The organism is Jiangella gansuensis DSM 44835 (assembly GCF_000515395.1).
GTDB lineage: Bacteria > Actinomycetota > Actinomycetes > Jiangellales > Jiangellaceae > Jiangella > Jiangella gansuensis.
In genome coordinates this window covers 2,549,336-2,572,626 of the sequence record NZ_KI911782.1, presented here as the reverse complement: position 1 = coordinate 2,572,626, position 23,291 = coordinate 2,549,336, and the positions used below count along the sequence as shown (strand labels likewise).

At 72.5% G+C, this 23,291-nt stretch carries 23 protein-coding genes; 11 read left to right on the top strand and 12 right to left on the bottom strand.

What is annotated here, in order from left to right; all coding sequences use genetic code 11:
• Positions 1–67 precede the first annotated feature (67 nt).
• Complete coding sequence (locus JIAGA_RS0112405) at positions 68–1,618, top strand: ATP-dependent DNA ligase (RefSeq protein ID WP_026875909.1); 1,551 nt, start codon at positions 68–70, stop codon at positions 1,616–1,618.
• Between the two features lie 41 nt (positions 1,619–1,659).
• Here JIAGA_RS0112405 and JIAGA_RS0112400 read toward each other — a convergent pair whose 3' ends face one another.
• Positions 1,660–2,424, bottom strand: a complete 765-nt coding sequence (locus JIAGA_RS0112400; RefSeq protein ID WP_157553069.1) for a hypothetical protein — start codon at positions 2,422–2,424, stop codon at positions 1,660–1,662.
• Positions 2,425–2,602: 178 nt separating this feature from the next.
• On the opposite strand from JIAGA_RS0112400, the gene JIAGA_RS33090 reads away from it, so the two are divergent.
• The gene (locus JIAGA_RS33090) at positions 2,603–3,406 is read left to right on the top strand and encodes an SURF1 family protein (RefSeq protein WP_169738860.1); all 804 of its coding nucleotides are present in this window, start codon (positions 2,603–2,605) and stop codon (positions 3,404–3,406) included.
• Here the strand turns inward: JIAGA_RS33090 and JIAGA_RS0112390 are convergent.
• Genes JIAGA_RS0112390 through JIAGA_RS0112380 form a run of 3 tightly spaced genes read right to left on the bottom strand, consistent with a single transcriptional unit; the run spans position 3,372 to position 6,858 of the window.
• Positions 3,372–3,683 (bottom strand): DUF3817 domain-containing protein, encoded by a 312-nt coding sequence (locus JIAGA_RS0112390; protein WP_026875907.1) that lies wholly within the window; start codon positions 3,681–3,683, stop codon positions 3,372–3,374. The two genes, JIAGA_RS33090 and JIAGA_RS0112390, sit on opposite strands and share 35 nt — an antisense overlap.
• A 53-nt stretch (positions 3,684–3,736) precedes the next feature.
• Positions 3,737–5,089, bottom strand: a complete 1,353-nt coding sequence (locus tag JIAGA_RS0112385; RefSeq protein WP_026875906.1) for an adenylate/guanylate cyclase domain-containing protein — start codon at positions 5,087–5,089, stop codon at positions 3,737–3,739.
• Positions 5,086–6,858 (bottom strand): NAD(P)/FAD-dependent oxidoreductase, encoded by a 1,773-nt coding sequence (locus JIAGA_RS0112380; RefSeq protein WP_051426011.1) that lies wholly within the window; start codon positions 6,856–6,858, stop codon positions 5,086–5,088. The genes JIAGA_RS0112385 and JIAGA_RS0112380 overlap by 4 nt, the downstream gene beginning before the upstream one ends.
• Before the next feature lie 183 nt (positions 6,859–7,041).
• Here JIAGA_RS0112380 and arfB point away from each other — a divergent pair, with 183 nt between their 5' ends.
• A complete protein-coding gene (gene arfB, locus JIAGA_RS0112375) occupies positions 7,042–7,470 on the top strand; it encodes an alternative ribosome rescue aminoacyl-tRNA hydrolase ArfB (protein WP_026875904.1) in 429 nt (142 codons plus the stop codon).
• A gap of 667 nt (positions 7,471–8,137) precedes the next feature.
• Here arfB and JIAGA_RS0112370 read toward each other — a convergent pair.
• Both JIAGA_RS0112370 and JIAGA_RS29385 read right to left on the bottom strand, forming a co-directional pair.
• Positions 8,138–9,076 (bottom strand): proteasome assembly chaperone family protein, encoded by a 939-nt coding sequence (locus JIAGA_RS0112370; RefSeq protein WP_026875903.1) that lies wholly within the window; start codon positions 9,074–9,076, stop codon positions 8,138–8,140.
• Between the two features lie 69 nt (positions 9,077–9,145).
• A complete protein-coding gene (locus JIAGA_RS29385) occupies positions 9,146–9,664 on the bottom strand; it encodes an SAV_6107 family HEPN domain-containing protein (RefSeq protein ID WP_211239627.1) in 519 nt (172 codons plus the stop codon).
• Between the two features lie 108 nt (positions 9,665–9,772).
• On the opposite strand from JIAGA_RS29385, the gene JIAGA_RS33815 reads away from it, so the two are divergent.
• Together JIAGA_RS33815 and JIAGA_RS0112355 are read left to right on the top strand one after the other, a co-directional pair.
• Complete coding sequence (locus JIAGA_RS33815) at positions 9,773–10,270, top strand: YbaK/EbsC family protein (RefSeq protein WP_211239626.1); 498 nt, start codon at positions 9,773–9,775, stop codon at positions 10,268–10,270.
• A gap of 13 nt (positions 10,271–10,283) precedes the next feature.
• Complete coding sequence (locus JIAGA_RS0112355; protein WP_026875901.1) at positions 10,284–11,675, top strand: phytoene desaturase family protein; 1,392 nt, start codon at positions 10,284–10,286, stop codon at positions 11,673–11,675.
• Positions 11,676–11,691: 16 nt separating this feature from the next.
• Here the strand turns inward: JIAGA_RS0112355 and metF are convergent, their stop codons facing one another.
• The gene (gene metF, locus JIAGA_RS0112350; protein ID WP_026875900.1) at positions 11,692–12,612 is read right to left on the bottom strand and encodes a methylenetetrahydrofolate reductase [NAD(P)H]; all 921 of its coding nucleotides are present in this window, start codon (positions 12,610–12,612) and stop codon (positions 11,692–11,694) included.
• 126 nt (positions 12,613–12,738) lie between these two features.
• Between metF and JIAGA_RS34965 the strand changes: the two genes are divergently transcribed.
• From JIAGA_RS34965 to JIAGA_RS0112335, 3 genes are read left to right on the top strand one after another with little or no spacing between them, the layout of a single operon-like run.
• Positions 12,739–13,587, top strand: a complete 849-nt coding sequence (locus JIAGA_RS34965) for a hypothetical protein (RefSeq protein ID WP_026875899.1) — start codon at positions 12,739–12,741, stop codon at positions 13,585–13,587.
• A gap of 29 nt (positions 13,588–13,616) precedes the next feature.
• Positions 13,617–14,576, top strand: a complete 960-nt coding sequence (locus JIAGA_RS34960) for an ABC transporter substrate-binding protein (protein ID WP_026875898.1) — start codon at positions 13,617–13,619, stop codon at positions 14,574–14,576.
• A 30-nt stretch (positions 14,577–14,606) separates the two neighbouring features.
• Positions 14,607–15,713: a polyprenyl synthetase family protein gene (locus tag JIAGA_RS0112335; protein WP_211239625.1), complete on the top strand. Its 1,107-nt coding sequence runs from the start codon at positions 14,607–14,609 to the stop codon at positions 15,711–15,713.
• A gap of 70 nt (positions 15,714–15,783) precedes the next feature.
• Here JIAGA_RS0112335 and JIAGA_RS0112330 read toward each other — a convergent pair whose 3' ends face one another.
• The 4 genes from JIAGA_RS0112330 to JIAGA_RS0112315 form a co-directional block, all read right to left on the bottom strand.
• Positions 15,784–17,073, bottom strand: a complete 1,290-nt coding sequence (locus JIAGA_RS0112330; RefSeq protein ID WP_051426010.1) for an alpha/beta fold hydrolase — start codon at positions 17,071–17,073, stop codon at positions 15,784–15,786.
• An 18-nt stretch (positions 17,074–17,091) separates the two neighbouring features.
• A complete protein-coding gene (gene fabI, locus JIAGA_RS0112325; protein ID WP_245597171.1) occupies positions 17,092–17,856 on the bottom strand; it encodes an enoyl-ACP reductase FabI in 765 nt (254 codons plus the stop codon).
• On the bottom strand, positions 17,856–18,560 hold the full coding sequence (gene fabG / locus JIAGA_RS0112320) for a beta-ketoacyl-ACP reductase (RefSeq protein WP_026875894.1): 705 nt from the start codon (positions 18,558–18,560) through the stop codon (positions 17,856–17,858). Before fabG ends, fabI begins: the two co-directional genes overlap by 1 nt.
• 250 nt (positions 18,561–18,810) lie before the next feature.
• The gene (locus JIAGA_RS0112315) at positions 18,811–19,020 is read right to left on the bottom strand and encodes a dodecin (protein WP_026875893.1); all 210 of its coding nucleotides are present in this window, start codon (positions 19,018–19,020) and stop codon (positions 18,811–18,813) included.
• Positions 19,021–19,152: 132 nt separating this feature from the next.
• On the opposite strand from JIAGA_RS0112315, the gene JIAGA_RS29380 reads away from it, so the two are divergent.
• On the top strand, positions 19,153–19,443 hold the full coding sequence (locus JIAGA_RS29380) for a DUF3099 domain-containing protein (protein WP_211239624.1): 291 nt from the start codon (positions 19,153–19,155) through the stop codon (positions 19,441–19,443).
• Between the two features lie 170 nt (positions 19,444–19,613).
• Here the strand turns inward: JIAGA_RS29380 and moaA are convergent, their stop codons facing one another.
• A complete protein-coding gene (moaA, locus tag JIAGA_RS0112305; RefSeq protein ID WP_026875892.1) occupies positions 19,614–20,603 on the bottom strand; it encodes a GTP 3',8-cyclase MoaA in 990 nt (329 codons plus the stop codon).
• A 58-nt stretch (positions 20,604–20,661) separates the two neighbouring features.
• On the opposite strand from moaA, the gene JIAGA_RS29375 reads away from it, so the two are divergent.
• Positions 20,662–21,489 (top strand): SURF1 family cytochrome oxidase biogenesis protein, encoded by an 828-nt coding sequence (locus tag JIAGA_RS29375; RefSeq protein WP_051426008.1) that lies wholly within the window; start codon positions 20,662–20,664, stop codon positions 21,487–21,489.
• A complete protein-coding gene (locus tag JIAGA_RS0112295) occupies positions 21,486–23,273 on the top strand; it encodes a glycoside hydrolase family 15 protein (RefSeq protein WP_026875891.1) in 1,788 nt (595 codons plus the stop codon). The genes JIAGA_RS29375 and JIAGA_RS0112295 overlap by 4 nt, the downstream gene beginning before the upstream one ends.
• Positions 23,274–23,291: the final 18 nt, after the last annotated feature.

The window sequence follows — 23,291 nt, the reverse complement described above, 5'->3', positions numbered from 1 at the left end:
CTGGGGGCGCCCGTTCGTCTCCGCCCATCCGCGGGTGTTTGTCGGTGCCGGAGGGCAGACTGCTGGTGTGCTCCTCAACGATGTCGCCGACACCTCCGCCGCGGTCGCCGAGGTGTCCGGCCGGCTGGCGAAGACCGATCTGCTGGCCGCCTGCCTGCGCCGGGCCGCGCCGGCCGAGGCCGAGGTCGTCGCCAGCTATCTCGCCGGTGAGCTGCGGCAGCGGCGCACCGGCCTCGGCTACGCGGCACTGCGGTCGGTTCCGCCGCCGTCGCACCCGCCGACGCTCGAGGTCCTCGAGGTGGACGCCGAGTTCGCGGCGCTGGCGGCGCTGGAGGGCAAGGGCTCGACCACCCGGCGGCGCGAACGCTTCCAGGCTCTGCTGGCTCGCGCCACCGCGACCGAGCAGCGGCTTCTGGCCGGCCTGGTCACCGGCGAGCTGCGCCAGGGCGCGCTCGACGGCGTCCTCACCGAGGCCGTCGCCGTCGCCGCGGGCGTCCCAGGTGCCGAGGTGCGCCGTGCGGTGACGCTCGCCGGCGCGCTGGTGCCGGTCGCCGCGGCCGTGCTGGCCGAGGGACCGGCGGGGCTGTCGCGGTTCCGGCTGACGGTCGGCTCGCCGCTGCGTCCCATGCTCGCCGCCCCGGCCACCGACCTCGCCGCGGCGCTGGCCCGCACCGGCGAGGCCGCTGTCGAGTGGAAGGTCGACGGCGTCCGGGTGCAGGTGCACCGGCAGAGCTCCGAGGTTCGGGTGTTCAGCCGCACCCTCGACGACATCACCGCGCAGGTGCCCGAGATCGTCGAATGGGCGCTGGAGCTGCCGGTGTCGTCGGCCGTGCTGGACGGCGAGACCATTGCGCTCGCCCCGTCCGGCCGGCCGCTGCCCTTCCAGCGCACCGCATCGCGGGTCAGCAGCCGGGTCGACGTCGCCGCCGCCCGGGCCAAGGTGCCGCTGTCGCTGTTCGTCTTCGACTGCCTGCACCTCGACGGCGCCGATCTCATCGCCGAACCGGCACCGGCCCGGTGGGCGGCGCTGTCCCGGGTGGTGCCGGACCAGCAGCGCATCCCCCGTACTGTCACAGCCGACGTCGACCACGCACGCGCGTTCTTCGACGACACCCTCGCCCGCGGCCACGAAGGCGTCATCGTCAAGGGTCTGCAGGTTCCGTACGAGGCGGGCCGCCGCGGCGCAGGCTGGCTGAAGGTGAAGCCGCGGCACACCCTCGACCTGGCCGTCCTCGCCGCCGAGTGGGGGCATGGGCGCCGGCAGGGCTGGCTGTCCAACCTGCACCTCGGCGCGCGCGACCCCGACGGCGCCTACGGCCCGCCCGGCGGCTGGGTCATGCTGGGCAAGACGTTCAAGGGCCTCACCGACGCCATGTTGACGTGGCAGACCGAGCGGCTGCTCGCCCTGGCCGATGGGCCCACCGACCAGTGGGTCGTCCACGTGCGCCCCGAGCTCCTGGTCGAGGTCGCCTTCGACGGTGTCCAGACCTCGCCGCGCTACCCGGCGGGCGTAGCTCTCCGGTTCGCCCGGGTGCTGCGCCACCGCGACGACAAGCCGGCCGCGGAGGCGGACACCATCCAGACCGTGCTCGACATCCGCGGACCGGCTGACGCCTGACCGGTGCCGGGCCGTCGTGACATCGGACCGGCGGGCTCAGCTCAGCGGCCGCCGCCGCCGATGCCGCGGTGTGCCTGGGCCAGCCGCTCCATGCCGTCGGCCAGGACCTCGACGCCGGTGTGGTCGGACGACCCCAGCAGCAGGCCGGCGGCCTCCCACAGGGCCGTCTGCACTGCCTCGGAGGTCTGGCTGTCGGTGCTGGCGTCGGCGGTGACCTCCATGCCCGTCGTCGCCTCGACGAGCCGCGACCACGACGTCGGCGCATAGCGGCCGGTGACCACCCGCACCCGCTCGCCCTCCTTGACCACGGCGGCGCGGTCCCGGTCGAACTTGTACTGCCCGGCCATCGCGCCCCCGGCGCCACCCAGCGCCAGGCCGAGCAGGGCGCCGACGATCGCGCCGATGGGGCCCAGGCCCATCAGGAGTGCCAGCACCACCAGCAGCACGGCGCCGGCCACGGCGCCGGGGATCGCACCGATCAGCTGGTGCCGGCGGATACCCCAGCCGGCCACCTGGAACATCGGCGCCGGCTGGTAGAGCGCGTCGGAGACCCGGTCACGCAACTCGGGGTCGGTCAGACCTGGGCGCAGCACCGCGAACGTCTCCGGCACGGCCTGGCCGGAGGTGGCCGCGTGCTTGGGACGCCCCGAGGTCCACCGGACCGCGCCCCAGCGCCGCCTCTCGACGATGTTGGGCAACCAGGTGCCGCGCCTGGCCTGCAGCCGATCGACGATCTCCTGCTGTTCTTCCCAGCTCTGCGACCACTCCCACTCCTTCATGGCACTCAGCGGGTGCGGTCGGCTCATCTCGATTTCTCTCCATCATGATCGTCACCAGGGTGGATGCCCGTCCCCCGAACAGACTGTTGGAAGCCTACCCGTCCATCCCGTCCGTTCAGGATCGCCCATCCGGACATAAATGTGCGATCCTGCCCCGCCGGCCACCGCCGCGTGCCTGCCGTGGGATGACGGCTACGGTGTGAGTGTGTACCGGTTCCTCTTGACGCCACGGTGGCTGCTCCTGCACGCGGTCGCCGTCGCGGGTCTCGTCGGGTGCCTCGTGCTCGGGTGGTGGCAGTTCAACGTCTACGAGGACAGCCAGGGCCGCCACAACACCCGCGACCGCGACCCGGTGCCGGTGGCCGAGGTGGCCCGCGCCGGCGCGGAACTCGGTGCGGGCGCGGACCGGCAGGCCGTCGCCGAGGGCGTCTACCTGGCCGACCAACAACTGCTCGTGCCGGGCCGCATCCACGACAACACCCTCGGCTCATTCGTCCTCACGCCGCTGCGTACCGACGACGGCATGGTGGTCCCGGTCGTGCGCGGCTGGGTGTTCGAGCCCGACGACCCGGCCACCGAGGTGCCGTCGGGCCCGGTCACCGTCACCGGGTTCCTGCTGCCGCCGGAGACACCGGACCATGCCACCGTCCGCACCGGCCAGGTACTCGACCCGGGCCAGGTGGCGTACGTCGCGCCGGACCAGCTGGAGCAGCGCGGCGCCGTCCCCGCGGCCGATGCCCTGCACGGGTACCTGCTGCTGCAGGACGAGTCGCCGCAGCCGCCCGCCGCACCGGCGACACTCGACGTCGACGCGGTGGCACCGATCCGCGACGTCAGCCCGTGGCAGAACCTGTCCTACTGGGCGCAGTGGTGGGTGTTCGCGATCGCGGCCATCGTGTTCTGGGTGTCGATCGTGCGCTCGGCCGTGCGCACCCGCCGGGCCGAGACGGACGCCGACGCCGCCGACGACGACGTCAGCGCACCCGCTCCGTCTCACGCGCCTTCTTGACGACGAAGCGCTCGGCGAAGAACGACGCGAACGGAACCGTGCCGGCCAGCGCGATGAGCACCGCCCAACTGGCCTTCCAACCGCGCTGGTTCACCAGCAAGCCGGTGGCGACCAGGTAAATGACGTACAGCCAGCCGTGGATCGGTGAGACGGTGCGGCTCATGGTCGCGTCGTCGGGTGGGCCGTAGCGGACGAACATCGCCACGCAGAGCAGCAGTAGGACGACACCGGTGAGGTAGGCCATCACGCGGTAGAACGGCAGAGCATCACGTCGCACGCCTGCGAGCCTAGCTCCGCGCCCGCACGGGCCGGAGCGTCGGGGGTGCGTCGTCACAACCCGAGCAGCCGGTAGGCCTCCACCGGTTCGGCCTTTCCTTTCACCCGCAGGTCGTCGACGGGCTCGGTACGGGCTCCGGGCAACAGCCGGGCCGTCGAGCCGCCGATCAGCACGCCGCCGACGGGGGCCGCGCTCTCCAGCCGCGCGGCCAGGTTGACCGCGTCGCCGATGACGGTGAACGTACGGCCGCCTGTGGTGCCGAGCAGCCCGATGGCGACCTCTCCGGTGTTGACGCCGACCCGGAACCGCGGCCAGTCCGGGTGCCGGGCGGCGACCGTCGCGGTGACGGACTGGATCGCCAGCGCCGCACGGGCGGCCCGTTCGGCGTGGTCGGGCTGGTCGCCGGCGCGGTTGAACGTCACCATCAGCGCGTCGCCGACGAGACGATCCACCGTTCCGCCGTACTGCTCGACCACCGGCGGGATGGCGGTGCTGAAGTACTCGTTCAGCATGGCCGTGACGTCCTGCGGGCGGTGCCGCTCCGAGAACGAAGTGAAGCCCTGCAGGTCGGCGAAGAGGACGCTGATCTCCCGCATGCCGTGCGCGGTGTCGGCCAGGTACAGACCGGCGAACCGCTCCTCGTGCCACTGCCGATGCGCGCTCACCGCCACCAGGGCGAACGCCGCCAGCATGAGCAGGTGCCATTCCCACCAGCTGGCGTGCCAGTTGCGCCCGAGGATCACCGCCAGCTCCGCCTCCGCCAGCAGCACGAAGGCCGCCGCCATGGCCGTCAGCAAGGTCACCGACCCGGGATGGCTGGGCAGTCGCAGATAGCGCACGACAGCGAACGCGTACAGGGAGATCCCGGCGACCGCCAGCCACACCAACGGGCCCGAGGCGCGCTCCGGCGGTGCCGAGTCGGCCAACGGCCCGGCGCCCGCGACCGACACCACGCCCCACAGCAGCATGACCGCCAGCACCGCCCCGCGCAGCACCGATGCGCGGCGCATCACCGCCGCACCGTGCCGGGCCGCCAGCTCGGTGCCCGACGCCGCCGCGAATCCGGCCGCCACCAGCAGACCGACCGGAGTCGCCAGCACGAAGCCGGCGTTCGGCCCCTCCAGCAGAACCCCCGGCGTCGCCAACGCATGCAGGCCGAGGAAGCCGGCCGCCGACAGAAACGCCAACGACACCAGGAACACCCGGGCGTCGTTGCGCCGGCGGGCCGTGGTCCCGGTGGCGTAGGCGAGCGCGGTGCTCAACGCGGCCGCGCCGAGTACCAGCCAGAAGTGCGCAGGATGGTGCTGCCAGGTGACGTCCCAGCTCGGCCTCGCGATCAGCACCACGAGGCCGATCAGCGGCACCGACAACAGCAGCACGCCGAACGCCCAGCGGCGCGGGCTCACGGCCGTTCCCCAGCCGGGTGATTCTCCGACAGCACCTCGTGCACCTGTTGGATGACGACCGAACCTTCGCCCACCGCCGACGCGACCCGCTTGACCGACCGGCGGCGCACGTCTCCGACGGCGAACACGCCGGGCACGCAGGTCTCCAGCATCAGCGGCTGCCGCTCCAGCGGCCAGCGGTGCGCCGCGTGGCTCTCCATGACATCCGGCCCGGTGAACAGGTATCCCCACTGGTCGCGTTCGATGCGCTCGGGCAGCCAGTCGGTGTGCGGCTGAGCGCCGATGAGGACGAACAGCCCTCCGGCCGGTTCGTGCCGCGTCTCGCCGGTCCGCCGGTCGCGTAGGCCGATCCACGTGAGCCGGCCGTCACCGCCGCCGTCGACGACCTCAGCCTCCAGGCGCACCCGGATACCGGCGGCGTCGATGGAGTCGATGAGGTACTGCGACATGCTCTGCGCCAGCGACGTGCCACGGACCAGCAGGGTCACCGACCGGGCGTAGCGCGACAGATGCATGGCCGCCTGACCGGCGGAGTTGCCGCCGCCGACGACGAACACGTCCTCGCCCGACAGCGCCCGCGCCTCGGCGACCGACGCGCCGTAGAACACGCCGGCACCCTCCAGCGCCTCGAGCGCGGGAACGCCGATGCGCCGGTAGCTGACCCCGGTCGCCAGCACGAGTGCCCGCGCCCGGGCACGTTCGCCGTCGTTGGCGGTGACGATGTGCCACCCGCCCTGGGTGTCGAGCGAGACGAGTTCCCGCATCAGCAGGAACGTCGTGCCGAACACCCACGCCTGCTGGTAGGCCCGCTGGGCGAGGTCGGCGCCGGTGATGCCGCGGGCGAACCCGAGGTAGTTGCGGATGAGCGAGCTGGAGCCGGCCTGCCCGCCGATCGCCTCCCGCTCGACCACGAGGGTGCGCAAGCCTTCCGACGAGGCGTAGACGGCCGCTGCCAGCCCGGCGGGCCCGGCGCCGACCACGATGACGTCGAAATCGGTGTCGTCGCCGAGGCTCGTGCTCACCCCGTAGGCGTCGGCCACGCGTGCGTTCGTCGGATCGACCAGGACCCGGCCGTCGCGAAGCAGCACCACCGGTTCGGCCGTCGTGGCGGGCAGCCCGGCGGTACGCAGCGCGGCCCGGCCGGCCGGCGTGTCGTTGGCGTGGAAGGTGTGCGGGACGCCGTTGCGGACCAGGAGGCTGCGCAGCTCGTGAGCGCGCGCCGACCAGCGCTCGCCGACAACGGTCACTTCGCGCGGAGCCGCGGACACGGCACGCTCCCATTCGAGCAGGAACTCCGTGACGGTGCGATGGAAGAACTCATCGGGCGACCGCCAGGGACGCAGCGTGTAGTAGTCGATCTCGCCGCGGGCGACGAGCTGGTGGATAGAGTCGGCGGTGGCGCGATCAGCCCAGGCTCCCCAATTGACGACGAGAGCGCGCTTGGCGTCCGGGTAGAGAGTTCTGACCTGGCCGAAGAAGTCCTCGTCGGCGCTGTCCGGCGGCGCCGACGAAGCGCTGGCCAGGTCCCGCGGCCACGCGCCGGCTGGGCCGCGATCGCACAGCACGAGCGCGACCTGGGCGTCCCATTCGCGCAGGGACCGCAGCCGGGCGAGGCCGTCAGCGCTGGAGCCCACGTCCACCACGTCGTAGTCGGCCCCGTATCGGCGGCGCAACTGGTCCCCGATGCGACGATCGGGCAGAGCGTCGTGCTCGACGACCATCAGCACCGGCCGGCCGGGACGCGCGTCGGGGCGCAACGGTTCCGTCATGGTGGCCTCCCCTGCGGCGAGGCGGCCGGCCGCAGCTCAGCCACCGACCGTCGCCGCTGGTCAACTCGCCGCTCGGTGTGAGTGTACGGCCCAATTGATCCATGTGGGGCTTTTGTCGCTTTGCTGAATCACGGTCTCGGCTGCCCGCGCCGTGACCACGGGAACGCCCGACGAGACAATGGTGTGGTGGCCCCGGTACGAGTGCGCGAAACGATCGTCATCCCCGACGACGAACTCAGCTGGCGCTTCTCCCGGTCCAGCGGCCCGGGCGGGCAGAGCGTCAACACGACCGACTCCCGCGTCGAGCTCTCCTTCGACGTCCTGGCCTCGCAGGCACTGAGCCCGGCAGCCCGGGACCGGCTCGTACAGCGGCTGGATCATCGCTTGGCCGACGGCGTACTCACGGTCGTCGCCTCAAAACACCGCTCGCAGCTGCGCAATCGGCAGGCGGCCATGGATCGGCTGGCGAGACTGCTGGAGGACGCGCTACGGCCACCCCCGCCACGGCGCCGGCCCACCAAACCGTCGCGGTCGGCGAAGGCCCGGCGAGTGAACCGGAAGAAGCAGCACGGTCAGCTCAAGCGCCTGCGCCGCCGCCCCGACGACTCCTGAGTGCGTCCCGCCACGACACCCGGGCCGCAAGGGAAGGCGCACTCACACCCACGACGTGACTCACACCCACGGTGAGACTGTGCGGAACGACCAGGGCCGCTGAGATCTAGACAGCGAACCGGTGTCTGCGCGGTCAGCAGCCGCTCCCGTTGGTCGGCGAGGTGTCGTCGGCGGAGGTGGGTCACCTGATCGTCGATGTGTCGCCTGATCGGTTGCGCGGCGGCGATCAGGTGACGACAGCGCCCGCGACAGCTCGGATCGGGCACCTGATCGCCTCCAGCATGTGGACACGAAACGATCAGGTGACCTCGGCGCGGCAATTCGGCGCGATCGGTCACCTGATCTTTCCCGCGCCCCGCCGCCCCAGCGACCCCGGCCCGCCGCCGGGCGACACCGTCCCCGCTGCCGCCCGCGGCCACCTAGCACGGCGATGGCGGGTGGTTTGGTGGGGCCAGAGCGCCACCAAACCACCCGCCATCGAAGTCACACATCACCGCCCACCCGTCCCGGCGCCTCGGCGGACCGTCCGGGCTGCTGTCGCTCTACGACGAATACAGGCGCAGTGGAGCGGAAGAACCCCTGGTCACGTGGCCGATCGCCGGATTGCCGGCGTGCCACTGCCGCGGACACCGGCCGGAGCAGGGCGTGCCGGCGGGCGCGCGACGGGTCAGACGTCGTCGCGCGGGGTGTCGTCGCCGCCGTCGGACGGGTCGTCGTCGAGGTCTGCGAGGAACTGCTCGAGTTCGGCGCCGATCTCGTCGGCGCTGGGCACGGCGCGCTGCTCGGCGATCAGGCTGCCTCGCGACTCGCTACCGGCGAACGCGTCGTACTGGCTCTCCAGCGCATGCACCACCCGGGCGACCTGCTCGTTGCCCTCGACCTGCTCGCGCACCAGTTCGTCGGTGCGGCGGGACGCCTCGACCAGTTCGCCCGACGGGAGCAGCAGCCCGGTGGCAGCGCTCAGCGCCCGCAGCAGCGTCAGCGACGACTGCGGGTACTCGGACTCGGCGAGGTAGTGCGGGACCCGGGCGACCAGGCCGATGGCGTCGTGCCCGGACTGGCCCAGCCGGTACTCCAGCAGGGAGGAGACATTGCCCGGCACCCGCAGCTCGACGTCGACCAGCGCCGACTCGTCGAGCAGGCCGGGCCGGTTGGCGTGTGTGAGCACGCTCAGCGGACGCGTGTGCGGCACTGGGTTGGGGATGCCGTGGACCCCGATGGACAGCCGGACCCCCAACCGCTCGACGAGGTCGGTCACGGCGGAGATGAACGCCTCCCACCGCACGTCGGGCTCCGGGCCGGACAACAGCAGGAACGGCGAGCCGCCGTCGTCGCGGACCAGTCGCAGCGTGAGCTCAGGAGCGTCGTAGTCCTGGAAGGCGCCGTCGGCGAAGCGCATCTCCGGCCGGCGGGCGCGGTAGTCGATCAGCTCATCGACGTTGAACCGGGCCACGAGCTCCGTCTCGAACGTCGCGAGCAGGTGATCGACGAGCCCGCCGCCGGCACGGCCGGCGTCGATGAAGCCGTCGAACCAGTACACCAGTACTGGCGACTCCAGTTCGGGCGGCGCCTCGATGAGCTCGTACAGATCGCTGCCGTCAGCCATGGCAGAACTCCCGACATCGAACAGACAGGACAGAATCTGTAACGCCGGAACCGCCCCAAGGCTTCCCGATCACGACGGGCTTCTGACCAAGGCGACCACCGGCCCGTCGATCGGCTCCTGGTACGGCAGACCGAGCAGGACGCACACCAACCCCAGGAACGCGTCGGCCTCGCGCAGCAGGTCGTCCGCCTCGCGCGGGCTCACCGACCCGGGCAGGCCGGCCTGTGCCGCGGCCCGCTTGCCCGCGTTGGACCCGAAGAACGCCGACCACTCGGCCAGCTCCGGCGCCACCCCGGGCAGCAACTCCCACACGTTGCGCGGACCGTGACCACGCCGGCCACGGCCACGCCGGGCATCCACCGGCCGCGCCCGCGCCGCCAGCACCGCCGCAGCCGCCCGCAGCGCCGCCAGGTGGGCAGCAGCGAACCGGTCCGTGGCGTGCTCCGCCGACGCCGCCTCGGCCAGGCACGAACGCGCGTGGTCGATCAGGTCGAGCGCGGCATGGCCCATCGGGGGGCGCGACCGCCGCGCGGCCCCGCCGTGCCCGCTGTGCGCGAGGCTGTTCACCTGCTGGTACTCAACCGTCATTGCCGCCTCCGGGGTCGTGTTCGAACTTTTGTTCGAGCTTGGTTCGGACTGTACACCCGGCCACCGACAACGCGTCAACGGTTGGCGGGCGCGGTAGGGTCGTCGGCTGTGACGAGCCCTACCGCCGACCGCGCGTCGACCCACCCCAACGTCCAGCGTGTGCGCGCCGCACTCGAGGCCGCGGGCGCCGGCGGCGAGGTCGTCGTACTGCCCGATTCCGCCCCTACCGCCGCTGCCGCCGCACAACAACTGGGCTGCGAGGTCGGCGCCATCGCCAACTCGCTGGTCTTCGACTGCGACGGCGCACCCCTGCTCGTGCTGACCAGCGGCGCCCACCGCGCCGACACATCGCTGCTGGCCGCCGCGATCGGCGCACGGAAGGTCGGCCGGGCCACCCCCGACTTCGTCCGCGCGCACACCGGTCAGCCCATCGGCGGCGTCGCGCCGCTCGGGCATCCGGAGCCGGTGCGCACGCTCATCGACACCTGGCTGGCGCGGCATCCGCGGGTCTGGGCCGCCGCCGGCCATCCGCACACCGTCTTCCCGACGACGTTCGACGAGCTGGTTCGCGTCACCGGCGGCACGCCCGTCGACGTCGAGGCCTGACCCCGGCACCGCGGTGGCGCGCGTCGTCGTCGTGGGCGCCGGCCTGGCCGGCTTGTGCGGTGCGCTCGCGCTTGCCGACTTCGGCCACGAGGTCACCGTGGTCGAGGCCGGTCCGCGGCCCGGCGGCCAACTGGCCGGCCACCGCATCGGCGGCCACCACACCGCCGCCGACCTCGGCCCCGCTGTCTTCACGCTGCCCGCCGTCCTTCGCGACCTGTTCCGCAAGACCGGCCGGCCGCTGGAGAAGGAGCTCGACGTCGCGCCGGTCGAGCCCGCTGTCCGGCTCGTGTTCGCGAGCGGCGAACGGGTCGACGTCCCCAACGCCACCCGGGCCGGTGCCATCCGGGCGTTCGACGACGTCCTGGGCGCCGGTGCGGGCGGTCAGTGGGACGCCGTGGTCCGGCACGGCGAGCGGACCTGGCAACGGCTGCGCCCGGCGATCCTCGGCCACGCCGAGCCGCCCGCCATCACCCGCTCCTCATCTGCGAAGGACCCGTCGTTGCGGAACGCGGGCCGGCAGCTCCTGGCCGACCACCGGCTGCGGTCACTGCTCGACACGTACGCGACGACGGTCGGCGCGGATCCCGCCACCGCCCCGGCCACCCTGACCGTGCTGCCGTACCTGGAGCAGACGTTCGGCATGTGGACGGTGGACGGCGGCGTGCACCGGCTGGCCGACGTGCTGCACCGCCGCGCCGTCGATCGCCGGGCCCGGTTCCGGTTCGGCACCCGGGCGGCCGGTGTGGTCGCCGACAGCGGCCGGGTCGCCGGAGTCCGCTTGGCCGAGGGCGAGACGGTCGGCGCCGACGTCGTGATGTGGACCGCGGCGCCGGGCCTGCTGCCCGACGACGTCACGGCCGGGCGTCGTCCTCGTTGGCGGCGCTCGTCGCCCGGGGACGATTCCGGCGCGGCGGCGTCCGTCGTCACCGTCGCCTTCGCGGCACGGTCAGCACCCACGGGCAGGCCGCTACGCACCGTCGTCGTGCCGACCGGCACCGGCACCCCCGTCGTCACCGTGCTCGCGCAGCCGGGCGGCTGGGTCCTGCACGCCCCCGCCCCGCCGCACCAGCCGGACGGCACCGACTGGACCACACCCGGCCGCGCGGAGGACTACGCCTCGACCATCCTCGCCGCGGCCTCCACCGGCGCGGACCTCCCCCGCGACCCGGCCGCCATCAGCACCATCCGGACCCCGCACGACCTGGAACGCGGCCTCGGCGTCCCAGGTGGCCGCGTGTACGGCAGCGCTGCCCAGCGCGGCGTCGCCGCCCTGCTGCGCCGGCCTGGCACCGCCACGCGGCTGCGGGGGCTGTTCCTGGCCGGGGCGGGCGCCCACCCGGGGCCGGGGGTGCCGCTGGTGGCCGTCTCCGCGGCCATCGTCACCGACCTCGTCGGCCGGGCCTAGGCGTGATGCGCGCGCCTCAGCGAGAGACGGCGGCGACGCCCAGTTCCTCGTAGATGCGCCGGGTGGCGGTCGACTTGTTGAGCGTGATGAAGTGCAGGCCGGGCGCGCCCTCGGCGAGCAGCCGCTCGCACAGCTCGGTGGCGACCTCGATGCCGATGGCCCGCACCGCCTCGGGGTCGTCCTCGACGGCGAGCAGCCGTTCGGCCAGCGGTGCTGGGAAGTCCGCGCCGGACAGCACCGCAAAACGCTGGATCTGCTTGACGTTCGTCACCGGCATGATGCCCGGGATGATCGGGGCCTCTCCCCCGGCGGCGGCCACCCGGTCGCGCAGCCGGAGGTAGTCGTCGGCGTGGAAGAACATCTGGGTGATGGCGTAGTCGGCGCCGGCCCGGAACTTGCGGACCAGGAAGCGCACGTCGGTCTCGAGGTCGGGCGAGCGCGGGTGCTTCTCGGGGAAGGCCGCCACGCCGACGCAGAAGTCACCGTTGGCGCGGATCAGCTGGACCAGTTGCTCGGAGTACTCCAAGCCCTCTGGATGTGCCACCCACTCGCCGCGCGGGTCGCCCGGCGGGTCGCCGCGCAGGGCCAGGAAGTTGCGGACCCCCGCGTCGGCGTACTGGCCGATGACGTTGCGCAGCTCAGCCACCGAATGTTCGACCGCGGCCAGGTGGCCGACGACGGTGAGCGTGGTCTCGCGTGCGATGCGCTCGGTGACCCGGACCGTGCTGTCGCGGGTGGTGCCGCCGGCGCCGTAGGTGACGGAGACGAACGTGGGCCGCAGCCGTTCCAGATCACGCATGGTCTGCCAGAACGACACCTCCGCGGCCTCGGTCTTCGGCGCGAAGAACTCGAACGAGAACGACCGCTTCCCCGACGCCAGCAGATCCCGGATGGTGCGTGCACCGCCGGGCATCGTCGAGGGAAGACCAAGAGCCATTCGCTCAGGGTACTCGTGAGTCCGCGTTGTGGACAGATACGTCTCATACCTCGGAGGTTGGCGTTCAGCCAGCCCTGTCGTTAGGTTAGTGATACCTAACGACAACCCACTCGATCCTGGACACCGATGCCCGGCGTACTCACCCAGACGGAGCAGCTCTCCGCGGCCGCACGACGGCTGGAGGGCGTCCACGACACCTTCGGTTTCGCCACCGCCGTCGGCGACGCGCCAGCCGGTCGCCCGGCCGAGCCGGCCACCGTCGACGGCGGCTGGACCCGGCTCGCCGAGGCCGTCGCCGACCCCGGCGTCGTCGTCCATTGGCTCGATCGCCTCACCCACGCCACCAGCGGACACCGCAACCTCGCCGCGTCCTACCTGGTGCTGAGGCTCACCGGATGCGTCGCCACCCCGCTGATCGCCGCGTATCTGCTGGAGCGGCGCGGTCTGCCGCTCGATCCTTCGACGGCGTACGTGCACGCCGCGCAGGACCAGTTCGACGTCCTGGCCATCACCGCCGGCCAGATCGACGACGACGTCAGCCCCGGCGACGTGGCCGAGCGGCTGCACGCCGTCCTCGCGCCGGTCATCGAGACCGTCGCGCGAAACGCCCGCTACGGCGTGCGATCCATGTGGAGCTCCGTGGCCGACCGGCTCGGCGGGCCCACCGTTCTCGCCGCCAACCTCGGCGGCCTGGACCCGGCGGACGCCTGGCGGCGGACCCAGGAGATCACCGACCGGCTGACCGACCTGGGCGCCCCGGTCCGCCGGCGGCCCCGGCTGATCGAGGTTCCGTGGTCCGGCGGTGTCGCCGTCACGTCGGTGAAGGGCACCTGCTGCCTCAAGTACGTCGAGGACGACCTGCGACCACGCGACGCCGCACACCAGCCGGCGGCCTTCTGCGGCGGGTGCCCCTACGTCGACGACGACGTCCGCCTGGCCAAGCGACGCGCCGCCCTGGAACGCCGCCCGTCCTGACCTACCCCACCGTCCTGATCGGGAGACTCATGCGACCGCGCCGTCTCGCGCCTCTCGCCCTGCTCGTTGCCGCCGCCACCGCGCTCACCGCCTGCGGCGACGACGGTTCCACGGCCGCAGCCGGCGACGACGGCCAGGCCACTCACACCGTCACGCACGCCCAGGGCGAGACCGAGGTCCCCGACGACCCGCATCGCATCGCCGCGCTGTGGCGCCCGACGCTGTCCGCGCTGGTCGATCTGGGCTTCGACCCCGTCGCCGCCGGTGCGGAGCTCGCCGACGGCGCCGACCTGGCCCCGTTCCTGCCCGAGGACTATGCCGTCGACGGCCTCGAGTTCGTCGGTACCGCGCGCGAGCCGAACATCGAAGCATTCGCCGCCGCCGATCCCGACCTGATCCTCACCGCCGACGTCGACGGTGCCGCCGAGACGTACGAAAGCCTCTCGCAGATCGCCCCAACCGTGTCGCTGACCTGGGAGGGCACCGGGAGCTGGCGCTCGCACGTCACCGAACTGGCCGAGGCGCTGCAGGTGCCCGACCGCGCGGAGGAGATCGTCGCCGCGTACGACGAGCGGGTGCAGGAGGTGCGCGACGCCGTCGGCGACCCGGGCGCCGTCGAGGTCTCCCTGGTCCGCGTGCAGGCCGCGGACGTGCTGCGGCTGGAGACGCCCGCGTCCTTCCCCGGCCAGGTGCTCGACGACGTCGGCTTCGCCCGGCCGGACAGCCAGCTCGAGCCGGACGCCGACCGCGACTACATCGAGATCAGCCTCGAACTCATCCCGGAGGCCGACGGCGACGTCGTCTTCGTCCTCGCAAACGGCGAGAACGCGGCCGCCCGCGAGACCATCACCGCGTCGCCGCTGTGGCAGAACCTCCCCGCGGCGCAGCGGGGCGACGTCGTCGACGCCGACTACACCGTCTGGGGCAGTTCCACCTACCGTGGTGCCCACAGCATCCTCGACGACATCGAAACCGCCCTGGCACCGTGACGCATCGCGCCGCCGCCTAGCCTTGGCGCCGTGGACACCACCGCACCGCTGGCGACACCCGACGACCCGGTCGGCCGGCTCCGGCCCCGCATCCAGCAGGCCCTCGACGAGTTCGTCGACAGGCAGCGCGGGCTCCTGGGGGACGCCAGCCCGCGCACCGCGCCGCTGGTCGAGGCGGCCGCGGAGTTCCTCACCGGCGGCAAGCACCTGCGGCCCACGTTCTGCTACTGGGGCTGGCGGGCCGCCGGCGGCGACCCGGCCGAGCCGGCGATGGTGACCGTCGGCGCCGCAATCGAGCTGTTCCAGGCCTCGGCCCTGGTCCACGACGACCTCATCGACGGCTCCGATACCCGGCGCGGCCGGCCGTCGGTGCACCGGCGGTTCGCCGCGATGCACCGCGACGCCGGCTGGCAGGGTGACCCCGACGCCTTCGGCGCGGCGGCGGCGATCCTCCTCGGCGACCTCCTGCTGGCGTGGAGCGGCGAGGCGTTCGAGTCCGCCACCGCGGCTCACGACGGCGCCGGGTTGCGGGGGGCGCGGGCGGTGTTCGACCTGATGCGCACCGAGGTCGGCGGCGGGCAGTACCTGGACGTCCTGGAACAGGCCAGCGGCGCCGCCGAGCCGGCTGGACAGGCCGAGCGCGCCCGCACCGTGCTGCGGTACAAGTCCGCCCGGTACTCCGTCGAACACCCGCTGGTCATCGGCGGCGCACTGGCGGGTGCGCCGGAATCCCTGCTGGATGCCTACCGGCGCTTCGGTTCGGCGTTGGGCGAGGCGTTCCAGCTGCGCGACGACATCCTCGGCGTGTTCGGAGACCCGGAACGCACCGGCAAGCCCACCGGCGACGACCTGCGCGAGGGCAAACGCACCCTGCTCGTCGCGTACGCGTTGGAACGGGCCTCGGCCGCGCAGGCCGAGGTGGTGTCGACGCACCTGGGCGATCCGGCGCTCGACCTCGCGGGCGTCGAGGCGCTCCGAGCCGTCCTGGTGTCGACGGGAGCACTCGCGCGAGTGGAGACACTACTGACCGAACGGGTCGCCGACGCCCGGTCCGCGCTGGACGCCGCTGACGTCACCGAGGACGGCCGCAAGGCGTTGTCGAACCTCATCGACCTGGCCACCGAGCGCAGCCACTGACCTGTGATCGACCGGGAGCTGCTACCTCCAGAGGGGCACCGGCTCCCTGTCGATCACGAGGAGCGCGGGCTCACACCTCGCCGCGGTTCATCCGGATGAGGCGGTCGACGACGGCGTCGGACTCGCGCAGGCCGTCGTGCTCGTGGGCGTTGGTCTCCCACACCCGCAGGCCGCGGACGCGGTCGGCCGTGCGCCTGGACAGCTCGGCGTCGACGTACATGTCGCCGGTGTAGAGCGCGGCCGCCACCGGCACGTCGTTCCCGGCGAGCCGGTCCAGGTCGTACAGCGGCCCCCATTCGCGCTGTGCCAGCAGCTCGGCGACGTCGCGCAGCGGGCGCAGCGCGGGGTCGTGCTCGAACATCCAGGGGTAGATCATCTCGCCGGTCAGCAGCAGCGGCGTGGCATCGGCGGCGAACTGCGGCAACGACTCCAGGATGCGCTGCGCCGACCACCCGGTGGCCGCGCCGTGCCCGTAACAGGCCTCGTGCAGCACCGCGTACAGCGGCCTGGACACGAACGACACCGCCTCCCAGGCCCCGGCGAGGAACGTGTCGGACAGTACGCCGTCGGCGGCGAACGCCTCCTCCAGCAGGAACGCCAGCCCGGGGATGGCCGATGTGGCGCCCAGCGCGTGCCCGAGTCCTTGCAGCCGCTGCACCGTGAACGGCGAACCGTCCGGCAACCGCTCGTCGTGGCCGCGTAGGTGCGCGGCCACGTCCTCCAGCCGCTCCCGGGCCCACGGGAAGGCAGCGTGGAACGCCGCGTTCTTCGCCTCGACCGTCGCATAGGTGGCCCGGTAGACGTCGTCGGCGCCGGCGGTGATCGGTGCGAGCCCGCCGGTCAGCATGGCCGACTCCAGCCCGTCCGGCGCGAACGACAGGTACGTCAGCGAGCAGAACCCGCCGAACGACTGCCCGAGGATGTGCCAGCGCCCGTCACCCAGCAGCGCCCGGCGCACCAGCTCCGCATCGGCGACGATCGAGTCCGCCCGGAAGTGCGCCAGGTACTCCGCCTGCGCCTGCGCGTCACCGCGGCGGGCGAGCGTCGTCGCCGTCGCCGGCGTGGACCGGCCGGTGCCACGCTGGTCGAGCAGCAGGACCCGGAAGTCGCGGACCGCCCGCCCGACCCAGCCGGACGCGCCCTCCGGCCGGGTCGCCTTGCCGCCCGGCCCGCCTTGCAGGAACAGCAGCCAGGGCAGGTCGTCGGCGTTCGCCGCCTGGTCGGCCGCCACTACCTCGCGGGCGTACAACCGGATGGTCTCGCCGTCCGGTGCCGCGTGGTCCAGCGGGACGTCGAACCAATGGTCGCGGAAGCGCAGCCCACCCAGCCGGACGTTGCCGTCGCGGTCGGCGGGGATCATGCCGGGATCACGCGGCGTTCACGCGCCCACGGCGTGCACGCCGCCGTCGACGTGGATGACCTCGCCGGTCGTCTTCGGGAACCAGTCGGACAGTAACGCGACGACGCCGCGAGCGCCCGGCTCCGGGTCGCCGAGGTCCCAGCCCAGCGGGGCGCGCTTGTCCCAGACGCCCTCGAAGTCCGCGAATCCCGGAATGGACCGTGCGGCCATCGTCTTCACCGGCCCGGCGGAGATCAGGTTGACCCGCACGTTCTTCTCCCCCAGGTACTTGGCGAGGTACCGGGCCGTCGCCTCCAGGCCTGCCTTCGCCACGCCCATCCAGTCGTAGCCGGGCCAGGCCACCTGGGCGTCGAAGTCCATGCCCACGACGGAGCCGCCCTCGGGCATCAGCGGCAGCGTGGCCATGGTCAGCGACTTCAGCGAGTACGTCGACGCGTGGAGCGCGGTCGAGACGTCATCGAACGGCGTCTCGAGAAAGTTGCCGCCGAGTGCTGTCTGGGGAGCGAACCCGACCGAGTGGACGACGCCGTCGAGCCCGTCGACGTGCTCGCGAATCCGGTCGGCCAGCGAGTCGAGCTGCTCGGTGCTGGTCACGTCCAGCTCGATCACCGGCGCCGGCGACGGCAGCCGCTTCGCGATCCGCTCGACCAGGCTCATCCGGCCGAACCCGGTGAGTACGACGGTGGCACCCTCCTGCTGCGCGAGCCGCGCCACGTGGAACGCGAACGACGCCTCCGTCAGCACGCCGGTGACCAGCACCCGCTTGCCCTCGAGAATGCCCATCAGTGTCCCATCCCCAATCCGCCGTCCACCGGAATGACGGCTCCCGTCACGTACGCGGCTTCGTCGCTGGCCACCCAGCGGACCACCCGCGCGACCTCGTCAGCGCTGGCGTAGCGGCCCAGCGGGATGCCGTCGAGGATCTCCTTGCGCCGCTCGTCGGTCAGCTCCGCCGTCATGTCCGACTCGACGAACCCCGGCGCGACGACGTTCGCCGTGATGTTGCGGCTACCCAGTTCGCGCGCCATCGACCGGGCCAGCCCGACCAGGCCGGCCTTGCTGGCCGCATAGTTCATCTGCCCCGGCGACCCGAGCAGGCCGACCACGCTCGACACGAACACCACCCGGCCGCGCCGCGCCCGCAACATGCCCTTTGCCGCCCGCTTGGCGACCCGGAACGCGCCGGTCAGGTTGGTGTCGACGACGTCGGTGAAGTCGGACTCGCTCATCCTCAGCAGCAGCGTGTCACGGGTGATGCCGGCGTTGGCGACCAGCACCTCGACCGGGCCCTGTGCGGCCTCCACCTCGGTGAAGGCGGCGTCCACGGACTCCATGTCCGTGACGTCGCAGCGCACGCCGGCCAGTCCCGCCGGCGGCTCGCCGCTGCGGTGGGTGATGGTGACGTCGTCACCGGCCTCGGCGAACGCCCGGGCGATCGCCAACCCGATCCCGCGGTTCCCACCGGTCACCAGAACGGACCGACTCACGTTTGGTTCTCCTCTCACCGACGACGCGAACCCGCGCCGACGCTACCGGATGCGGGTCGGCAGTGGTCACAGCGGTGGCCGCGCCGCCGGCCGCGTCACACCCCGAAATGATCACGTCCACCATGGGCGCTCCTCCTCCACCAGGAATGCTTGCCTGGTGACGCGGGAGGACGCCTGGTGTGGTGGATGTGATCATTTTCGGGGCCGGCGGAAGCGGAACTGGTGCGGCCGACGGCGGCCGGCGCGCCTGTCAGGCGTCTTCGAGGCGGAAACCGACCTTCATGCCGACCTGGAAGTGCTCGACCTCGCCGTCCACGATCTGCCCGCGGATCTCGGTGACCTCGAACCAGTCGAGGTGCCGCAGGGTCTGGGCGGCCCGCTCGATGCCGTTGCGCACCGCGGCATCGACGCCTTCGGTGGACGTCCCCACGATCTCGGTCACCCGGTAGGTGCGGTTCATCGCGTTTCCTCCTCGTTCGCGTTCCCGGGCTTCCTCGGACGGCGGCCCGGACGTCACTGCTGGGTGATTCTGGCCTACCGTGAAGGGATGAGCGGGACTGGGCGACACGTGGGGCGCCGCCGGAGCGATCCGGTGCCCACCGTCACCACGGCCGCGGCCGGCCGCAGCGGCGACCTAGCCAGCCGGCAGCGCCGCTACCTGATCATGATGGCTGTCCGCATCGCCTGCCTGCCGCTCGCGGTGGTGACGCAGGGCTGGTTGCGCTGGGTGTTCATCCTGGGTGCGGTGGTGCTGCCGTACGTCGCCGTCGTCATCGCGAACGCCACCCGGCAGCCGCGTGGTAGCTCGCTCGCCCCGATCGCTCCGCCGCCCCGTCCGCAGCTTCCGCCGGCCCCGTCGGGCAAAGATCGACTCGAAGATTGACAGGGCCTTCCGAAGAGGTTGGCAACCGTGCAATACTCCCCACGCGCACGTTCCGTATTCCCCCGTCGGTGCGTTGCGTACCGGCGACGTCGGGCGGCTTCCCCCGTGGCTGCCCGGCGTCGTCTTCATCAGCGGCCGAATGGCGCCGTGACGAGACTTCCCCGCGAAGGTCAGCCGCCGATCGCCGACATCGGCCGCGACGGCTGCAGGAATCCGGGGTCGTCGATGCCGTGACCAGCCGCCTTTCCGGCCATGGCGATCTTCCAGCGTCGCGCCAGCTCGGCGTCGTCGGCGCCGGCTCGCATCGGTCCGCGCAGGTCGGACTCCTCGCGGGCGAACAGGCAGTTGCGTACCTCGCCCTCGGCGGTGAGGCGGGTGCGGTCACACGCGCCGCAGAACGGCCGGGTGACCGATGCGATGACGCCCACCCGCTGCGGCCCGCCGTTGACCAGCCAGGTCTCGGCCGGGGCGCTGCCGCGGGTCTCGTCCTGCATCGGCGTCAGTGAGAACACCGACCGCAGCGAGGCGAGGATGTCGTCGGCGGTGACCATGGTGGAGCGGTCCCATCCGTGCTGTGCGTCCAGCGGCATCTGCTCGATGAACCGCAGCTCGTAGTCGTGCTCCAGCGCCCAGGCCAGGAGTTCCGGTGCCTCGTCGTCGTTGATGCCACGCATCAGCACCGCGTTGATCTTGACCGGCTCGAGCCCGGCGTCGCGGGCGGCGGCCAGCCCGGCCAGGACGTCGTCGAGGCGGCGGCGGTGGGTCAGCGCCTCGAACCGGTCGGCGCGGATGGTGTCGAGGGAGCCGTTGACGCGGTCGAGCCCGGCCGCGACGAGCGCGTCGGCCACCCGGACCAGCCCGACGGCGTTGGTGGTGAGCGACAGCTCCGGGCGGGGCGACAGCTGCGCGCAGGCGGCGACGATGTCGACCAGCCCGCGGCGCAGCAGCGGCTCACCGCCGGTGAAACGCACCTCCCGCACGCCCAGCCGCTCGACGGCGACGCGGACCAGCCGGACCACCTCGTCGTCGGTGAGGATGTCCTGACGCGGCAGCCAGGCCAGGCCCTCCTCCGGCATGCAGTACGTGCAGCGCAGGTTGCACCGGTCGGTCAACGAGACACGGAGGTCGGTGGCCACGCGGCCGTAGCGGTCTACCAGCACCATCCCAGCCTATGCCCTGCGCGCGGAGCCGAGCCCTGCCTCGGCTACCGTCGGTGGGGTGTACAGGTTCCTGGCCACCCGAGGCTGGCTGGTGCGCACCCTCGCCGGGGTGTTGCTGGTGCTCGTCTGCGTACGGCTCGGGATCTGGCAGCTCGACCGCAACGAGCAGCGCCAGGACCGCAACGACATCATCGAGGCCAACGTCGGCGGCGAGCCGGTGCCGGCGGCAGAGCTCGCCCCGCCGGGTGAGCCGCTCGACGACGGCGACCGCTGGCGTTCCGTCGTGGTCACCGGCGAGTACGACGCCGAGAACGAACTGCTGCTGCGGCTGCGGCCGGTGAACGGTGAGCGCGGCGTCCACGCCCTGACCCCGCTGGTCGCCGCCGACGGCGCGGCGCTGCTGGTCGACCGCGGGTTCGTTCCCGCCGATGGCCGTGACGACGACGAGATCGACGTGCCCCCGCCGCCGTCCGGACAGGTCACCGTCACCGCGCGGGTGCGCTCCACCGAGGGCGGGCAGGACGTCGACCCGTCGTCCGGCGCCGTGCGATACGTCGACGTCGACGCCATCGACCGCTGGCTGCCCTACCCTCTGTACGGGGCGTGGGGCGAGCTGATCGAGCAGGAGCCGCCCGCCGACGACGAGCTGCGCCCGCTGGCGGCGCCGGAGACCGAGGCCGGGCCCCACTTGTCGTATGCCATCCAGTGGTTCATCTTCGCCGTCGTCGGGATCGGCGGCTTCGTGCTGCTGGTCCGGGCCGAGGCCCGCGGCCGCCGGGAGGTGTCCGCGCCGAGCCCGGCCGACCCCGGCCGTGACGATTCCCACCCGCCGTCCGGCGGCGAGACCCTGCGCGAACCGGATCACTCGGGTAGACAGGTGTCATGACGGGGCTGATCGAAGACCACGGCATCATCGGAGACCTCCACACCGCCGCGCTCGTCGATCGCGACGGCACCATCGACTGGCTGTGCCTGCCCCGCTTCGACTCCGCGGCCTGTTTCGCCTCGCTGCTGGGCGGCGCCCGCAACGGGTTCTGGCGCATCGCACCCACGGGCGCGGGCGCGGCCGACCGGCGCTGGTACCGCGGCGACACCCTCATCCTGGAGCACGTCTGGGATACCCCCACCGGCAGCGTCAAGGTCATCGACCTGATGCCGCCCAGCTCCGGCCAGCACGACGTCGTTCGCATCGTGGAAGGGCTCTCCGGCCGGGTCGCCATGCACAGCGAGCTGCGGCTGCGGTTCGACTACGGCCGCGCCGTGCCCTGGATGCACCGCACCAACGGCATGATCGTGGGCGTCGTGGGGCCGGACTCCGTCGCCCTGCACTGCGACGTTCCCACCTACGGCCGGGCACTGACCACGCACTCCGACTTCACGGTCGAGGCCGGCCAGCAGGTCAGTTTCGTGCTGGCCTGGGGGCCGTCGCACCGTCCGCCGGCCGAGCCGGCGGACCCGCGCGAGGCGCTGGACACCACCGAGGCGTTCTGGACCGACTGGGCGGGCAAGTGCACCTACGACGGGCCGTACCGCGACGCGGTGCTGCGCTCGCTGCTGACGCTGAAGGCGCTGACGTACCAGCCGACCGGCGGCATCGTCGCCGCGCCCACCACGTCGCTGCCCGAGGACATCGGCGGGGTGCGCAACTGGGACTACCGGTACTGCTGGTTGCGCGACTCCGCGTTCACCCTCGACGCGCTGATCCGCAGCGGCTACAGCGAGGAGGCACGCGCCTGGCGCGACTGGCTGATCCGCGCCATCGGCGGCAGCCCGGCCGAACTGCAGATCATGTACGGCCTCGGCGGCGAACGGCGGCTGACGGAGTACGAGCTGGACTGGCTGACCGGCTACGAGAAGTCGCAACCGGTGCGGATCGGCAACGCCGCGGCCGACCAGCTGCAGATCGACGTCTACGGCGAGGTCATCGACACCCTGGCGCGGGCCCGGATGCATGGCCTGCCCCCTGAACGGCACGTCTGGGCGCTGCAGGAGAAGCTCATGGAGCACCTGGAGAGCGCCTGGGACCAGCCGGACGAGGGCCTGTGGGAGGTGCGCGGCCCGCGGCGGCACTTCGTCCACTCCAAGGTGCTGTCGTGGGTAGCGGCGGACCGGACGGCTCGGGAGATCGAGAGGTACGGGCTGCCCGGGCAGCCGGACCGATGGAAGGCGATGCGCGCCACCATCATGAACGACGTCCTCAAGCACGGCTACGATCCGCAACGCAACACGTTCACGCAGTCGTACGGCCACCCGGCGCTGGACGCCGCGCTGCTGCAGATTCCGATCGTCGGGTTTCTGCCGCCGGACGACCCGCGGGTGATCGGCACCGTCGACGCCATCATCGAGGATCTCTGTCTCGACTCCGGACTGGTGCTGCGCTACCGCACCGAGCACACCGTCGACGGCCTGCCCGGCGACGAAGGCGCCTTCCTCGCGTGCACGTTCTGGCTGGTCGAGGCGCTTCATCTGACGGGGCGGGCGGAACGGGCCCGCGAGCTGTTCGAGCACGTGCTGAGCCTGCGCAACGACCTGGGGCTGCTGGCCGAGGAGTACGACCCCCGCATCGGGCGCATGGTCGGCAACTTCCCCCAGGCGCTGAGCCACATCCCGCTGGTCACGGCGGCGTATCTGCTCGCGGAGATGCCCGGCCACGGAACCGGCAACGCCTGACCCGTAGGATCGCGAGCC

Excerpts from the sequence above, each read along its gene's own strand:
- JIAGA_RS0112330 (WP_051426010.1), bottom strand. The coding sequence starts at position 17,073 with ATGATCCCCGCCGACCGCGACGGCAACGTCCGGCTGGGTGGGCTGCGC.
- JIAGA_RS34960 (WP_026875898.1), top strand. The coding sequence starts at position 13,617 with ATGCGACCGCGCCGTCTCGCGCCTCTCGCCCTGCTCGTTGCCGCCGCC.
- JIAGA_RS0112295 (WP_026875891.1), top strand. The coding sequence starts at position 21,486 with ATGACGGGGCTGATCGAAGACCACGGCATCATCGGAGACCTCCACACC.
- JIAGA_RS29385 (WP_211239627.1), bottom strand. The coding sequence starts at position 9,664 with ATGACGGTTGAGTACCAGCAGGTGAACAGCCTCGCGCACAGCGGGCAC.
- JIAGA_RS0112400 (WP_157553069.1), bottom strand. The coding sequence starts at position 2,424 with ATGAGCCGACCGCACCCGCTGAGTGCCATGAAGGAGTGGGAGTGGTCG.
- fabI (WP_245597171.1), bottom strand. The coding sequence starts at position 17,856 with ATGGGCATTCTCGAGGGCAAGCGGGTGCTGGTCACCGGCGTGCTGACG.
- JIAGA_RS0112380 (WP_051426011.1), bottom strand. The coding sequence starts at position 6,858 with ATGACGGAACCGTTGCGCCCCGACGCGCGTCCCGGCCGGCCGGTGCTG.
- JIAGA_RS0112370 (WP_026875903.1), bottom strand. The coding sequence starts at position 9,076 with ATGGCTGACGGCAGCGATCTGTACGAGCTCATCGAGGCGCCGCCCGAA.
- JIAGA_RS0112315 (WP_026875893.1), bottom strand. The coding sequence starts at position 19,020 with ATGAACCGCACCTACCGGGTGACCGAGATCGTGGGGACGTCCACCGAA.
- metF (WP_026875900.1), bottom strand. The coding sequence starts at position 12,612 with ATGGCTCTTGGTCTTCCCTCGACGATGCCCGGCGGTGCACGCACCATC.
- JIAGA_RS34965 (WP_026875899.1), top strand. The coding sequence starts at position 12,739 with ATGCCCGGCGTACTCACCCAGACGGAGCAGCTCTCCGCGGCCGCACGA.